The organism is Borrelia sp. MN22-0132 (genome assembly GCF_049201035.1).
In the GTDB taxonomy this organism is placed as follows: domain Bacteria; phylum Spirochaetota; class Spirochaetia; order Borreliales; family Borreliaceae; genus Borrelia; species Borrelia puertoricensis.
The window spans coordinates 144,759-160,350 of sequence record NZ_CP138334.1 but is presented as its reverse complement, the minus strand read 5'-3'; the positions used below and the strand labels follow the sequence as shown (position 1 = coordinate 160,350).

Here is a 15,592-nt window from a genome sequence, read left to right as displayed (position 1 = left end):
ATTAAAAATAATAAAATTATGGTAGTATTTCAATGGCCTATAAATTTGATGATGATATCTTATATGTTTTGTTATATTTTATTTGTTTATGTTGAAATTTAAGTTTAGTGATAGGTTTTTTCTTTTCAGTTATTTTATTTTGATTATGTTCCTAGGCTCTCTATTGTTGTCATTGCCTATTGCTTGGAATGGTGAGAAAAAATTAGAGTACATAGATGTTTTGTTTACATCTGTATCTGCTGTTAGTATTACGGGACTTATTACCGTTAAGATAGAAAATTTTTCTACTTTTGGTTTTATCATCATAATGTTATTGATTCAGTTTGGGGGGCTTGGTTTTATAACAATTGCTACTTTTTATTTGCTTATTCCTAAGCGTAAGTTGAATTTAACCGATGCTCGGATAATTAAACAATATTCTCTTTCAAATATTGAGTATAATCCTGTAAAGATTTTGAAAAGTATACTTTTTGTAACTTTTTTAATTGAATTAATCGGAGTATTGTTAATATTAGTGTGTTTTAAACTTCGAGGTGTTAATATTTCATTACTTGAAGTTTTATTTACAACAATTTCAGCTTTTTGTAATGCAGGATTTTCTATGCATTCTGATAGTATTTATGCGTGGCGTGATGTTCCTGAGGCAATAGTTGTTATTGCTGTTTTGATTATTTGTGGAGGACTTGGGTTTATGGTATATCGTGATATTACAAATACTATTAAATATCGGAAAAAGTTGTCTCTTCATGCTAAAATTGTTTTTTTACTGAGTTTCTTTTTGATTATTTTAGGTACAATTTTATTTTTTTTCTCAGAAATGCATAAACTTAAGGAAGGTTTTTCACTTGGAACTCTCATATTTAATTCAATATTTTATTCAATAAGCACAAGGACCGCTGGTTTTAATTATCTTGACAATTCTCTTATCACAAGTAGAACCCAAATGCTTTCGTTGCCATTCATGTTCATTGGTGGTGCTCCAGGTTCAACTGCTGGTGGGATTAAGATTACTACCTTTTTTTTAATTATTCTTGCGGTAATAAAATCTCAGGATGGTAATGGTTATATTATTGGTTCTTATAAAGTTTCAATTGATAGCATAAGATTTGCACTTTTATTTTTTGTAAGGGCTGTTTTTATTTTGTGCTTTTCATTTTTTGTTCTTCTTGCTTCTGAGAGTGGTGGAAAGTGGAGAGTTATTGATTTGGGATATGAAGTTTTTTCTGCCTTTGGTACTGTTGGTTTGTCAGTTGGTGTTACACAGGATTTGTCATTTTTAGGTAAAGTAATTATAATTTTTACTATGTTTGCAGGTCGGATAGGACTTTTTTCTATGGTAATTTTTGTTTCACGAAGATCTCGTTTTGAAGAATTTACAAGACCAAGACAAGACATTTTGGTGGGTTAGGAAAGAGTGAAAACGTTTGTTATTATTGGTCTTAGCAATTTAGGGATTCATGTTCTTGAAAATTTAAGTAAACTTGATTGCCAAATTATTATTGTTGACACTTCAAAGGAATTGGTTGAGGAATATGATGTTATTTCTACAGAAAGCTTTATTTTGGACCAATTTACTAAAAATACTTTGAAAAAAGTTATACCTGTAGATACTGATGCTGTTATTATTGATTTTGATAATGATCTTGGTAAGAGTGCTCTTGTTACTCATTATTGTAATCTTTTAGGTGTTAAAGAGATATGTGTTAAAACTGAAGATAGGGATGATGCTGAGATATTAAAAACTCTTGGTGCTACAAAAATTATATTTCCAAGTAAGGATGCTGCAAGAAGGTTAACACCACTATTAGTATCGCCTAATCTTTCGACGTACAGTATTGTTGGTCATGATATCATTGTTGCTGAGACTATTATTCCTAAAGAGTATGTAGGAAAAACTCTTCTTGAGGCTGATTTGAGAAGGGAGAAGGGCATTACTGTTATTGCTGTTAGAAATTTAAGCAATTCTAGGTATGAGTTTGTAGATGGTGATTATTTTTTCTTAAAGGATGATAAAATTGTAATTTGTGGCAAGCCTGATAAAATTGAAAATTTTACAAATAATAAGGATTTAATTAAAGACTTAATATCAGTTTCTAAATCAGAGGATGCTTCTTACACGGAAAATTCCAAGAAATTAGGATTTTTAAGGTTTTTTAATTTCATGAAAAAGTTTAGTAAAGATAGGAAAAATGATTAATAGGATTTTGAGATGACTAAGATTATTCCTGTTGCAAGTGGAAAGGGAGGTGTTGGAAAAACATCTTTTGTTGCTAATATTGGTTATAAACTTGCATGTTTAGGTAAAACTGTAATACTTGTTGATCTTGACCTTGGTGGGTCTAATTTGCATACTTGTTTAGGGGTTAAGAATACTGGTGTTGGAATAGGTTCTTTTATTAATAAGCGTGAAAAAGATTTTTCAAGTTTAATTATTAAAACGTCTTATAAAAAGCTTTATCTGATTCCAGGAGATGCTCTTTATACGGGAACAGCCAATATTCCTTTTTCTATAAAAAAAAGAATAATAGACTCGATTCAAAGAGATCTTGTTGCTGATTTTGTTTTTATAGATTTAGGTTCAGGTACATCTTATAATACAGTGGATTTTTATTTATCAGCTTACAGTGGTATAATCGTTACTGTTCCAGAGACTCCTTCCATACTTAACGCTTATTCTTTTTTGAAAAATGCACTGTATCGGCTTTTATATCTGGGGTTTCCCCCAAAGAGCGCTGAACGTGAATATATTAGTAATTTTTTTAAAAATAAAATAGAAGGTACAAACGTTAAGTTTAAAGATTTAGTTACAGGAATTGAAGTTATATCTTTAAGTTCATCACTTAAGATAAAAAAGATGATGAACAGTTTTTATCCTAGAGTTGTACTAAATAGGATAGAATCTAGTGAAGAAATAGCTATGTGTGAAAATTTAATCAATGTTGTTAAAAATAATATTAATGTACCAGTAGAATTTATTGGTTTTATTCCGTTTGCAAAGAGTTTTAGAGAATCTGTTAATAATAGAATTCCTTTTATTGATTTTGATAAAAATTCAAAGCTCAATAAGTATTTTGAGTTTATTGCAGGTAATTTAATTAAGTCTCCTGTTGAAGGTTCACCTTATATTTATGATGATATATACGATATGATTAAGGATCAAAGTCAATTTATTAGGAATTAATTGAATTATAATAATACTTATTATGGAGGGGCAACTTAAAATGCATAGACTTGGGAATAAGAATTTAGATTTTAAAATAGAAAATTTAGGAGAATGTAAACAAGATAATCCTTTAATTAATTTTTATGCTGCTGAGAGTCATATTCATTGTACTGGTGAGGCTAATAAGATTAGATTTAATGTTTATAAAAATGACGAGGCTTGGGATCAATATGAGAATATTTTTTTAGAAAAAGCCGGACCTAGACATAAAATTTATTTTATTCCAAAGCATGTTAGAGCGGCAATTACTACTTGTGGAGGTCTTTGTCCAGGTTTTAATGATGTTATTCGTTCAATTGTTAGAACTTTATGGAAAGTATATGGCGTGCATAATATTTATGGAGTTAAATTCGGATATCAGGGACTTTTGCCAGACTCTAATTTAAGTTTTGTTGAGCTAAATCCTGATGTAGTAGATGATATTAATCAACTTGGTGGTACAATACTTGGTTCATCAAGAGGAGGAATTAAACCTGTTGAAATAGTTGATACTTTGGAGAGAATGGGCATTAATATGCTCTTTAATATTGGTGGAGATGGGACACAAAAAGGTTCTATTCTAATTTCTGAGGAAATAGAGAGGAGAAATTTGAAAATAGCTGTTGTAGGTATTCCAAAGACAATAGATAATGATTTTATGTTTGTTCAAAAATCTTTTGGATTTGAAACAGCTGTGGAGCAATCAGTTGCTGCAGTTGCTGGTGCTCATTTTGAGGCAAATAGTGCTTATAATGGAATTGGTCTTGTTAAAGTGATGGGTAGAGATTCTGGATTTATTGCTGCTCATACGGCTTTATCTTCTAATGATGTTAATTTTTGTCTGATTCCAGAACTAGATTTTGATATTGAAGGGCCTAATGGACTTCTTGCACATCTTGAAAGACGACTTTTGGCAAAAGAGAATTTGGATGAGATGCCCCATGCAGTAATATTAATAGCAGAGGGCGCAGGACAAAAGTATTTTGATCCTAGTAGTCGTAAAAAAGACGATTCTGGTAACTTGCTTTATGAAGATATTGGACTTTATATTAAAGATAAGATTAATATGTATTTTAAGTCTAAAAATATTTCAATTAATCTTAAATATATTGATCCTAGTTATCTTGTGAGAAGTTCCCCAGCTAATGCTAGTGATTCTCTTTATTGTGCTCGTCTTGGTTCCAATGCTGTTCATGCTGCTATGGCAGGTAAGACAAAATTATTAATTAGCTTGTGGAGTACAAAATTTGTACATATTCCAATAAAAATGGCAGTAATTGCCAGAAATAAAGTCAATATAAATGGTTCTTTCTGGAGGGATGTTCTTGCAAGTACTGGGCAGCCATTTAGTATGAAGAACGGGAAATAAAAGTATTAAAGTGTTCTTTTATTTATTTTGCTGCATTTCCTGCAACATTTAATGCATCCCAAGTTTTTGAGAATGGTGGAGAATATGCAAAATCCATCATTCCAATTTCATTTGTTGTAAGTTTTGAATATATCGCTAAGGATAATGCATGCATTCTTATTGCAGCTCCATTTTTGCCAATTGTTTGTGCCCCAATGATCTCTTTTGTTTTTTCATTATATATCAGTTTAATATACAAATCTTCTTGGTTTGGGTAATAGTTTGTATGGTTTTTATCTTTTATAAATACTGTTTTATATTTAATTCCAAGCTTTAAAGCAGTTTCTTCTGTAAGACCAGATCTGGCTGCTTCAAGAGATAAGATTTTAATTGATGCAGATCCTAGTGTTCCTTTAAAAGCAACGTGTTTGCCCGCTAGATTTTCACCAATGACTTTTCCTAATTTGTTGGCTGTTGTTGCAAGGGGGATATAATCATTTTTTTTACTTACAAGATTATAAATTGTGGCGCAGTCCCCGGCAGAAAAAACGTTTTTTACGCTGGTTTCTCCATATTCGTTGACAATGATTGCGCCATTTTTTAGGGTCTCAAGTTGACCTTCTAAGAATTCAGTAGCAGGTTTGGTACCGGTGGCAAGAATTACAAGATCCGCCTTATATTCGGATTTATTTGTAATGATTCCTTCAACTTTTTCTTTTCCTATTAAGCTTTTTGCAAATTCATCTGTGTGGAGTAGAATATTGTTTTTTATTAATTCTTCTTCCATTATATTAGTAATTTCTTTGTCAAACGATTCGGTTAGTATTCGTTTATCTAGTTGAATTATTCTTACATTTTTTTCTAAAGCTTTAGCAGCTTCTACCATTTCAATTCCAATATATCCAGCGCCAATTATTACTATATCTTTTATGTCTTTCTTCTTAAAAAGTTCTCTTATTTCTTTTCCATCTTGCATGTTTTTTAGAGTATAAAAATTAGTTAGTTGGATATTGCTAATTGGTGGAATGATAGGATTGCTTCCAGTTGCAATCATTAATTTATCATAAGTATCATTGAATATCTGTTTTGTTTTAAGGTTTTTTACTTGAAGGGTATTATTTTTGATATTTACTCTCGTAACTTCATGTTCAGTGAATACTGATATTCCATTTTGTTCAAATTCATAAGGTGTTCTAGCTATCATGTTGTTTGGTTCATCAAAGAATCCCCCAATGAAATAGGGTAATCCGCAAGCTCCAAAAGATGTAATATTTGTTTTCTCATAAATGGTGATGTTTAATTCTTTATTTGTTCGTTTTGCTTTTGCAGCAGCACTAGTTCCTGCAGCAGTTCCCCCAATAATTATTATTTTCATAAAAATTCCTTATTTTTCTATTTCATTTTGATTATTATAAATATTTCTGTCTAATTGGTTAAGGTTTTTGGCTGTTATTATTCCTGCAACCATTGAACCGCTGACATTGACAGATGTTCTACCCATGTCAATTAAAGGTTCAATGGATATTATAAGTCCAACAAGTTTAACGGGTAGGTTCATTGATGAGAGAACCATTAAAGAAGCTATTGTTGCGCCTCCTCCAGCTCCGGCTGCTCCAAATGAGGTTATTATTATTATTCCTATAAGTTGAAGTAGGAATAAAGGATCTGTTGGGTTTATTCCTTGAGTAGGAGCAATCATTATTGCTAACATTGCAGGATGGAGTGCTGCACAACCATTTTGTCCAATAGACACTCCAAATGCACTTGCAAGATTTGCAGTTCCCTCACTGACCCCTAATTGTTTAGTTTGTACTTCTACATTAACAGGTATTGTTGCTGCGCTAGAACGAGATATGAATGCAAATGTCAAAACCGGCCATGCTTTTTTAATGAAGATAATTGGGTTTAGCCTATTAAGTGCAATTAGTGTCATGTGCATTAAAATTGTAATGCCAATGGCAATATAGGAAGCAAGTGCAAATTTTCCAAGTTTCATTATACTTGAAATATCACTTGTTGCTGATATTTTTGTAATCATTGCTAATATGGCATAAGGTGTTGATTTTAAAATTAAAATTATCATTCCAGAGGTCAAATCTTGTGCTGTGGATATTATTTGTTTAAAAAATTCTATTGATTCTGGTTTTTTTTTGGCAACTTTAAGGGCAACAATTCCTACTAAGGCAGAAAATATTACTATTCCAATTGTTGAGTTTGATCTTGTTCCTGCCATATCTGCAAATATATTTTCAGGGATCAGTTCTGATAATTTTTGTGTAATTGGGGTTTTTTGTAGGCGTTCAAGACCCTGATTTAATTTTTTTCCTTGTGTAATTTCATCTACTCCAGATTGAAGTCCTTCTGCTGTTAGATTAAAGAAGAGAGAGGTCCCAATTCCAATTATTGCAGCAATTCCTGCTGTAAATATAAGCATAAGTATTACGGATAAGCTCATTTTCCAAATATCTTGGCTATTTGTTAGTTTTACTATTGCAGATACTATTGAAACAAGTATAAGTGGTATTATCATCATTTTAATGAGTCTTATATATCCTGTGCCTAAGATATTAATCCACTCAATAGTTTCTTTTAGTATTATTGATTCTGATTCATAACAATGTTTCATAGTTATACCAAAGGCTATTCCTAATCCTAAGGCTACTAGTAGTCTTTTTGTAAATGAGATGTGTTTTTTGTGTAGAAAATATAGAATTCCTATTAATGTAAGCATGATTGTGATATTTAATAGTATATATATTATTGTTGTGTTCATTCTTTTTGCCTCTTATTTATAAATCTTAATGTAATGAGCATGATTTTAATCATAAATTCTTGAATTAGCTTTGTTACTTTTTTATTATTGAAGTAGTCTATCATAAGATTTTATTATTTCATCTTTTAAGTTATTGTCCTTTAAAATCTTAGTCGCAATGATTTTTCCAAGTTGAACTCCTTCTTGGTCGAATGAATTTATATTGAGTAAAAATCCTTCAAACATTACCTTGTTTTCGTAGTGAGATAGTATTGCACCTACTGTGTAAGGTGTAAGTTCTTTTGAATATATTAATGCAGCAGGTCTCTCGCCTTCAAAGTTTTTATTTTTGTTTGTATCTTCTTTGCCATAACAGAATGCAATTATTTGAGCTATTAGATTTGCTTTTAACTTATCATTGTTTGATGTTCCCTCTAAGGTGTTATCCTGCTTTAGTTGAGATTCACTAAAACCTATTAGATCCATTGGAACTATATCTGTTCCTTGATGAAGCATTTGAAAGAATGAATGTTGAACGTCCGTTCCAATTCCTCCCCAAATTATTCTTACTGTTTTATAATCAATTTTTTCTCCAAATCTGTTTACACTTTTCCCATTACTTTCCATTTCAAGTTGCTGCAGATGAAGATAAAAGTTTTCCATTGCTTTTGAATATGCAATAATGCAGTTGCTACTATAGTTAAGAATATTACTCTCATATACACTAATTAGTGCTGATAAGAGAGGCGCATTTTCTCTTACGTTTTTATTTAATGCTTTTTTATCAACCTCATAAGCTCCTTTTAATATTTCTTTTGTAACGTTTTCTGTGAAACAAAGAGTAATTAAGGTAAGTCCAACAGCTGATGTTGGTGAAAATCTTCCACCAATTGAATCGTGCATAAAGAAATATTCAAGATATCCCTGTTCAAGTGCTAGCATACTTCCCTTTGATGTAATGATTATGATTTGTTTTTGGTATTCTTTGATACCATTATTTTCTAATTTTTTAATTAAAAATTGCATATTAGCTGCTGTCTCTAGTGTGTTTCCGCTTTTTGATACTATAATAAATAAGGTTTCTTGAAGGTCTATTTCACTTAATACTTCTTCTGTTTCATCTGGATCAACATTTGAAATAAAATAGGCTTTCATCAGGTGTAAATTTTTCTGTTTAGCGTAATTTTTGATCGCAGTATATAGTGCTTTTGGACCAAGACTTGAACCACCAATTCCGATTTGTACCACATTTTTAAAGACTTTTCCACTTATGCTCTTAATCGATCCATTTTGAACTTGTTTTGCAAATTCAAAAATTCTTTTAAGTTCTCTTTCAAAAAATTCCCTCATATTTTCATTATTCTCTATGACTTCTGTTCCAAGTTGCCCTCTTGTTAAATGGTGCAGAACTTTTCTATTTTCACTGATGTTAATATGTTTTCCATCGAGGATTTCTTTATATTTTTCTATTAGATTTGCTTCATCGCTTAAATTTTGAAATATGTTTAAGTGAGTTTCGTTAATTTGTTTTGTAGCATAGTTATAATGTACTTGATATCCTTCTATTTTGATGTCATATTTTTTTATTCTATCTTCACTTAGATTCTTTTTTAGTTCTTCGGGATTAGTTTGTCTTAATTCTTGAAAATTTTTAAGTTTATTAAGGTTAATATACTTAAGCATAAAGCCTCCTCTAATAGTTCTTATGTATTTAAGTTTTGTTTTGTTTTTTTATTTTTAGTATTTTTTTTATTTTAAGTATTATAGATTTTAAAAACCTGATTATTATGTTTGTTTCTGAATAATGTTTTAATTGTTCTTCACCTGCATCCGATTCACTTTTTGTAAATGATTTTCTGGCATTATTCTCATCAAGTTCAATTTCAAGTAAAATTTTTTTATCTTCTGTGGGGATTACCTTGACATCGACTTCTTTATATCCAAGTTCTTTTAATACCTGATATCTTCTAAAACCTGCTACTAGATTTTTGTTTTTATCTATTATTATTGGGTAGATTAAACCATGTTTTTTGATGCTTTCTTTAAGAGTTGAAGTGTCTCCTATATTTTGTCTGATTCGTTTTTTTATTTTTATTTGTTCTAAATCTATTAACATTTTTATTAATCCAATTGAATATTTTCTCCATTTACATCTTTGTGTCCATTTTCGTCAATTTGTTCATTTTCATCAATGAGAGAATTTGCTTTAATTTCTGTATCGTTTTCTTTGCCTTTTTTGTCTATATTAGTATCATCTATGTTAATATTGTCATCATTATCATCTGTACTTGTGTTGTTGATATTATCATCTAGATTTATATCTGGTATGTCATGATTCACGTTTTCTTGATTATGTTCATTTTCTAAACTATTATCCAAGTTACTATTGTTAGTTTCATTGATATCATTTTCAAGTTCTGTTTTGTTTTCTATTTTATTTAATGGATTAAAGTCATCTATAAGATATTCAAATTCATTAACCTCAATGCTTAACTCATTATTGTCATCGATTTTATCGATTCCATAAACATTAAATTCCATTTTATTTAAAAATTCAGATTTATTTTCATAGTATTTTGACTTTTCAAATGGCTGAGTTCCTGCAATGAATATTTCATTTATTGTTGTTTCGTTAGGGACTCCTTCTGGTAATAGTCCTGTTTCTGATTGTACTTGTACATTAATTAAGCCTTTAGGTCTTATGAAAACTTTTCTAGGTAAATTTTTATGGTATTCTGCCATAAATTTTCCCCAACTAGGACCAGCAAGTCCTGTTCCTGTTCCAGCAGTTCCTAATGAATATCCCTTTTTATCAAAACCAATCCATAAAGCAGTTGTTATATAGGGTGAGTATCCTATTGCCCATCCATCAGCCCAGTTTTGAGTAGTTCCTGATTTTCCCGCAATATCAGATTTAAAGTCTTTAAGATTTGTATGTCTTTGATTTGCTAAGGTTCCATATTGAATTGTTGATTTCATCATATCTGTCATAATATAGGCAGTTTGAGGAGATACTATTTGTGCATTAGCCCCTTTATTTTTAATTGCTGTTAGCGTTTCAGATTCTACATTTGCTATTACTTTTCCATTCCTATCTTCAATATATTTAATTCCATATGGTTCCACTTCTTTTCCATTGTTACCCAAAATTGCGAATGCTCTTGCCATTTGTATTGGAGATGTTGATATGATACCGAGTGCAAGAGGATATACTTTAGGAAATGTTTTGTTTATTTCATTTTGATCTTTTATTCCTAATAATTTAGCAGAATATTTAATTGCATTTTCAAATCCTAATGTATCGAGTATTCTAAGAGAGGGAATATTTAGTGATAAAGCTAATACTTTACGTGTTAATACATTGCCTCTCCATTTCCCTCCGTAGTTCTCAGGTGCATAGACTTCTCCTTCTTGATTGAAAAATGCTACTGGAGAGTCTGAAAACATTGTTGCAGCTGTGATTTTTTTAAGATCAATAGCTGCTGAAAAGTATAATGCTTTAAATGCACTTCCAGGTTGTATTTTTGCTTGGGTTGCTCTATTAAATTCGCTTCCCTTTCTATATCCGCTTCCCCCAACCATTGCTTTTATTGCTCCTGTTGTGGTATCTAGTGCTATGAATGCGCCTTCTGGTTGTACAATGAAATTTGGATTTGTTTTATTGTTTATTGTGTATTCTCTTGTTGCTTTGTCTATTTTATCAATGCCTAATATTGCTGCGAAACTTGCAATTAAATCAATATTGTCTTCGTAAAATTTTCTTGTTCTTAGTTTTTTGTATTGTCTTCCATTTATTCTAGTGCTTCTTATTCCAAACAGATCAGATATTGTATCAATTATGGGAACTATTTCTGAATTAATTACCAGAGTCTCAGATGATTTAGTAGAATTATACATTTTTCTTGTTTTTATGATCATTTCTTGTGTAATTTCATCTGCATACTTTTGTGCATCAAGATCAAGTGTTGTGTATATTGAGTACCCGTCTTTGTATATGTTTGCTCCGGATGGAAGATGTTTAATTATTCTTTGCCTTATGTATTCTGAGAAATAAGGTGCATGATCTTCTTTATCAGAGATAGCTGATGTGTCTGCCATACGAGTCCAATCGTAGTTTGCCCAGTATTCATTAAACTCTCTCTCAGCTAGTTCAGTACTTATAATTCCATTAGATATTACTTGGTTCAATACTGCTTTTTGTATTTTTTTAGCGAATTCTGGATTGTAAAATGGTGAATAGAGTTTTGCGTTTGGTAGTTGTATAATCATTAAAACCGCTTCTGCAGTGTTAATATCTTTGACGCTTTTGTTGAAAAAGAATTTTGAGGCTGCTACTACTCCGTAATTTCCGTTTCCAAAATACACTTTATTTAAGTATTTTTCAAGTATTTCATATTTTGATAGTTTCTTTTCAAGTTGTATGGCCCACCAAATTTCATTTAGCTTTCTTAAGATTGATCGTCTTGCTTGATTGGTGTAAAGGAGTTTTGCCAGTTGTTGTGTTAAAGTACTTCCTCCTGAAAAGTATCTTCCAATAGCAATATTAAAAGCAGCTCTGAGGATTCCCATTAGTGAGAAGCCTCTGTGAAAGAAAAAACTGAGATCTTCGCGTATTAAAAGTGTACTTATTAAGTTATTAGGTATTTCTCTTAAAGAGAGTAATTCTCTATTCTCGTCGGATATGAATTGTGTTATTATCCTTCCATTTGTATCAAAAAGTTTTGAGGGTATGGCAGGGTTTATATCCCCAAAATTTTTGTCTCTTTGAATGTTTACAGTCTCAACTATTGCAATTGATAGTAAGATAATAGAGAAACTAGTAGTAAAATATGTTAGATAGATGAGTAATTTAGCTTTTTTACTAAAGTTAAGATTTTTCAAATTACATCCTTCCAATGTAATTATACTATAAATATGTTAGAATGAACATGTTTTTGTAAGTTGTTATTAATGTGAAATTATTGTTATAGTTCCTTTATATATATACTATGTGTATTCTTTAATGCAAATGAGAATATGGATTTAAAGTAAGTACAAGTAAGGGTTTCTCTTTTGTTAAGGCTTTTTTTTTTATTATTTTTGTTTATACAATTGATTTTACATTTTGATTTTATTTGGAGTATTTGAGTATTAATGTGATTTTCTTAGATATGTTGAATAAGGTATTAACTATTGGTTGTATCTAATATTTTGGGATAAAATTATTTTAAAGTGTATGCATAACTTAAAATTTTTTGAATGTTATTACTTTAAAGTTCCTGAGTATCGATTTTAACATGTTTTTTAGATTTTAAAGGAGAGGTTTATGTTTTTGTCTAGGAAAATAAAGGATTATGAAGCTAAATATAGAGGTAAAGAAATTAAGATGAGTACTGAAATCAACAGTTTCCTTAACATTAAAAATTCTGTTGAAATTAGAGTTGGTAATTATTTGGCCTATGGTGTAATTTATTCTATTTCTATGAATGCTATTAAGATTATTTTACAAGAAGATAAAGTTTTGCCTGTTTTAGCACAAAATGGAAATTCAGGCAATATTCAGTTTAAAAGTTTTGATAATGTTGGAGATAATTCTTTTTTTATTCCCTCTTTAGTTGTGAAGTTTGTAAATATATCTTCTTGTTCTGTTCAAGAGAAGGAGTATAATTTGCTGACTCTAGATTTTTTATCTCCTATGCCAGAAGAAGTTGCAGTTAAGATTGGCAAATTGCTTGATTTAAAGCTTGGACAGAATCAAAGGATACATGAACGTATTATTATTGATAAAGATTCACTTAGAAAGCTTAATCTTAGTTCTGATAAAGCTTTTATTGAACTTAAGGGTGTTAAGCATAAATGTTTGATTAAAGACCTTTCTTATGGAGGTGCACTTTTAATATCTTATTTTGATTATGAGGGAATAGATGAAAGTAATGCTGATTTAACTTTAAGTTTTGATATTGCGGACAAGGAAGTATCTATTGTTGGCAAGGCAAAAAATTTGAGTGTTATTCAAACTCCTAATGGGAAGGTTTTAGCTTTAGGCATTGCATTCTGTGAGGAAAAGATTCCCCTTGATTATACTATGTTAATTCATGATTATTTTAATTAGAGGATTTATGCTTAAAAATATTGTTTATATTTCTCTTCCAGAAGATTTTACAAGTCAAATTAAGGATTTTATATTTGATCCTAAGGTACTTTTACCCTTTGAGGTTGATGATATTAAGCATTTTTCTCAAGATGAACTTAATTTTGAGGCTGTTATGTCTGCGATTCTTAAGATTTTGGCTTATGATCAAGGTAATGTGAATTTTTCTTATTATAAAAAGCTTCTCTTAGCTTTAAATCCTGATATTGTCAATACACTTATTCATGTTGGACTTACTAAGGTTGATGAGGGAGATTATAATTTGGCTCTTGAGATTTTTTTGGCATTAAAAGGTATTGATAATGAAAATGAAGTTTTTCTTTTTAATTTGGCATTATTGTATGAGAAAATGGCTGAAAACTTCTTAAGGGTTGATCAAGACATAAATGCTATGACTAGTAATCAAAATGCTTTAGAGATTTATGAGAAACTTTTAGAGTTTGAGAATCCAAATGAAAATGTGTTTGCAAATGCTGGCTTTTTTTTTGTTAAGCAATATAACTTGGACAGGGCTCAAGAGTTGCTTAAGCATTATTTAAAAATTTCTAATAATTTAAGATTGAAAAATAAGGTAAGTGAAGTATTAAATGCTATAGGAGTTCATAAAAGTTTAGCTTTAAATCTTGAGAGAATATATGATATGATAATTTTATCGAAGGAAGATGAGGCTATTTCTAAACTTGTTAAACTTTTAGAATATCATAAAAATTCTTGGAATGCTTGGTTCTTGCTTGGATGGGGATATAGAAGAAAGGGTTTTTACTCTGAGGCAAAAGACGCTTTTCTTGAGGTGTTATCTCTTGATTCTAAGAATGTCGATGCTATGAACGAGCTTGCAATCTGTTTGATGGAACTCCTTGAGTTTGATGATAGTCTTAAGTATTTACTTAAGGCTTTGAAGCTTGAACCTGATAATATCAAAATTGTTTTAAATCTTGGAATTCTTTATCTAAAAATGGAACGTAAGAAAAAGGCTAGAGAGTGTTTTGAGATAGTTCTTGAATATGATTCGAGTGATCCTATTGCCCTTAAATATTTGGAACTATTGAGTAGTGAGTTTTAATTTATGTTGTATTGCTTTTAGGTAATAAATTTATTAAGGCTTGCTTTCTGAAGTCTATTATTGATTGAGTATCCAAGTTGACTATTATCTACAAATTCAGCAAGTATTTGTTTGTATGTTTTCTCAGATTCTACAAATACTTTGTAAATGTTTTTTGCATATTCTTCTAATGTATTAAAAACACAGATATTATTCATATTCCAAGCTTTGTTAAACCAATATGAATTAAGAGTATCTTTCATGATGAGCACTTTTGTATCTTGCCTTGATGCATACTGTCTTATATTATCTTTTTGATTAAATAGATAAACAGGTATGCGTGGTTTGTAATGTTCTAGTAAGTTTCCAGGTGATTTAGATAGCATTTCTTTTCCTACTAAGTATTCTACTTTAAATTTTCCTTTAAGTTCTTTTTCTATCATCTCTTTTGTGATTGAACCTGGTCTTAGTATTGATATATTTCCTTTAGAGTTAAATCCTATAACGGTTGATTCTATACCAATTTTTGATTCTTCATTTTTTTTGATAATTCCTTTAACTAGACCATCAAGTTCCCTGATTGCCATTTCAAAATTAGTGGCACTGGGACGTCTTGATAAATTTGCTGATGGGGCTGCTATTGGAACTCCGCTCATTTTTATTAACTTGAGGGCTACAGGTTCTGATGGTATTCTTACTGCTATGCTGTCAAGTCCCCCGCTTATGAATTTAGATATTTTACCCGCATTTTTTAGTATAAATGTTAGAGGGCCTGGGGTGAATTTTTTCATTAAAATCAGTGCACTTTTTGGTATATATTCTACAAGTTCTTTTATTTTTTCTATTGATTCAACATGTACTATTAAAGGGTTTGTGATAGGACGCCTCTTTACTAGAAAGAGCATTCGTATGGCCTCGTCATTGTATGCATTAGCCCCAATTCCATATACTGTTTCTGTAGGAAATACTACTAATTCTCCTGCTCTTATGAATTTTGCTGCTTTTTTTATCTCGAGTTGTTCTATAATCTCTGTTTTCATTAATGTCATTTCCTATTATTAATTTTACTTACTTATTTATTAAAGCAAAAAAATTGCAAATAAACAATTTAGGTTAAC

The 15,592-nt window shown here is 30.3% G+C and carries 12 protein-coding genes; 6 read left to right on the top strand and 6 right to left on the bottom strand.

The features are described 5' to 3' along the window. The first annotated feature begins 88 nt into the window (after positions 1–88). The 4 genes from R5397_RS00710 to R5397_RS00695 are packed head-to-tail and all read left to right on the top strand — an operon-like array spanning position 89 to position 4,571. Entirely contained in the window at positions 89–1,408 is a 1,320-nt protein-coding gene (locus tag R5397_RS00710; RefSeq protein WP_421622550.1) for a TrkH family potassium uptake protein, read from the top strand. Between the two features lie 6 nt (positions 1,409–1,414). Further along, on the top strand, positions 1,415–2,197 hold the full coding sequence (locus R5397_RS00705) for a potassium channel family protein (RefSeq protein WP_011772659.1): 783 nt from the start codon (positions 1,415–1,417) through the stop codon (positions 2,195–2,197). Positions 2,198–2,209: 12 nt separating this feature from the next. Further along, the gene (locus tag R5397_RS00700) at positions 2,210–3,181 is read left to right on the top strand and encodes a P-loop NTPase (protein WP_247065924.1); all 972 of its coding nucleotides are present in this window, start codon (positions 2,210–2,212) and stop codon (positions 3,179–3,181) included. Positions 3,182–3,221: 40 nt separating this feature from the next. Continuing rightward, positions 3,222–4,571, top strand: coding sequence for an ATP-dependent 6-phosphofructokinase (locus tag R5397_RS00695; protein WP_421622549.1), 1,350 nt, complete (start codon positions 3,222–3,224; stop codon positions 4,569–4,571). Between the two features lie 22 nt (positions 4,572–4,593). On the opposite strand, the gene R5397_RS00690 is transcribed toward R5397_RS00695, so the two are convergent. From R5397_RS00690 to R5397_RS00670, 5 genes are all read right to left on the bottom strand, one after another. Next, positions 4,594–5,925, bottom strand: coding sequence for a CoA-disulfide reductase (locus R5397_RS00690; RefSeq protein ID WP_421622548.1), 1,332 nt, complete (start codon positions 5,923–5,925; stop codon positions 4,594–4,596). 9 nt (positions 5,926–5,934) lie between these two features. Next, a complete protein-coding gene (locus tag R5397_RS00685) occupies positions 5,935–7,323 on the bottom strand; it encodes an L-cystine transporter (RefSeq protein WP_421622547.1) in 1,389 nt (462 codons plus the stop codon). Positions 7,324–7,407: 84 nt separating this feature from the next. Beyond that, complete coding sequence (locus tag R5397_RS00680; protein ID WP_421622546.1) at positions 7,408–8,985, bottom strand: glucose-6-phosphate isomerase; 1,578 nt, start codon at positions 8,983–8,985, stop codon at positions 7,408–7,410. Between the two features lie 28 nt (positions 8,986–9,013). Next, on the bottom strand, positions 9,014–9,418 hold the full coding sequence (locus R5397_RS00675) for a ParB N-terminal domain-containing protein (RefSeq protein WP_421622545.1): 405 nt from the start codon (positions 9,416–9,418) through the stop codon (positions 9,014–9,016). A gap of 5 nt (positions 9,419–9,423) precedes the next feature. After that, positions 9,424–12,183, bottom strand: a complete 2,760-nt coding sequence (locus R5397_RS00670; RefSeq protein ID WP_421622544.1) for a penicillin-binding protein 1A — start codon at positions 12,181–12,183, stop codon at positions 9,424–9,426. Between the two features lie 424 nt (positions 12,184–12,607). Here R5397_RS00670 and plzA point away from each other — a divergent pair, with 424 nt between their 5' ends. Both plzA and R5397_RS00660 read left to right on the top strand, forming a co-directional pair. Next, a complete protein-coding gene (plzA, locus tag R5397_RS00665) occupies positions 12,608–13,393 on the top strand; it encodes a c-di-GMP-binding receptor PlzA (protein WP_247065938.1) in 786 nt (261 codons plus the stop codon). A 7-nt stretch (positions 13,394–13,400) separates the two neighbouring features. After that, positions 13,401–14,495 carry a tetratricopeptide repeat protein gene (locus R5397_RS00660; RefSeq protein ID WP_421622543.1) on the top strand — a complete coding sequence of 365 codons (1,095 nt, stop codon included), beginning with the start codon at positions 13,401–13,403 and terminating at the stop codon, positions 14,493–14,495. A 17-nt stretch (positions 14,496–14,512) separates the two neighbouring features. Here R5397_RS00660 and R5397_RS00655 read toward each other — a convergent pair whose 3' ends face one another. Then, the gene (locus R5397_RS00655; RefSeq protein ID WP_421622542.1) at positions 14,513–15,514 is read right to left on the bottom strand and encodes an L-threonylcarbamoyladenylate synthase; all 1,002 of its coding nucleotides are present in this window, start codon (positions 15,512–15,514) and stop codon (positions 14,513–14,515) included. Between the last annotated feature and the right edge of the window lie 78 nt (positions 15,515–15,592).

Coding starts and splice junctions, on each gene's coding strand:
- R5397_RS00710 (WP_421622550.1), top strand. CDS start 89: ATGTTGAAATTTAAGTTTAGTGATAGGTTTTTTCTTTTCAGTTATTTT.
- R5397_RS00700 (WP_247065924.1), top strand. CDS start 2,210: ATGACTAAGATTATTCCTGTTGCAAGTGGAAAGGGAGGTGTTGGAAAA.
- R5397_RS00695 (WP_421622549.1), top strand. CDS start 3,222: ATGCATAGACTTGGGAATAAGAATTTAGATTTTAAAATAGAAAATTTA.
- R5397_RS00690 (WP_421622548.1), bottom strand. CDS start 5,925: ATGAAAATAATAATTATTGGGGGAACTGCTGCAGGAACTAGTGCTGCT.
- R5397_RS00685 (WP_421622547.1), bottom strand. CDS start 7,323: ATGAACACAACAATAATATATATACTATTAAATATCACAATCATGCTT.
- R5397_RS00680 (WP_421622546.1), bottom strand. CDS start 8,985: ATGCTTAAGTATATTAACCTTAATAAACTTAAAAATTTTCAAGAATTA.
- R5397_RS00675 (WP_421622545.1), bottom strand. CDS start 9,418: ATGTTAATAGATTTAGAACAAATAAAAATAAAAAAACGAATCAGACAA.
- plzA (WP_247065938.1), top strand. CDS start 12,608: ATGTTTTTGTCTAGGAAAATAAAGGATTATGAAGCTAAATATAGAGGT.
- R5397_RS00660 (WP_421622543.1), top strand. CDS start 13,401: ATGCTTAAAAATATTGTTTATATTTCTCTTCCAGAAGATTTTACAAGT.
- R5397_RS00655 (WP_421622542.1), bottom strand. CDS start 15,514: ATGAAAACAGAGATTATAGAACAACTCGAGATAAAAAAAGCAGCAAAA.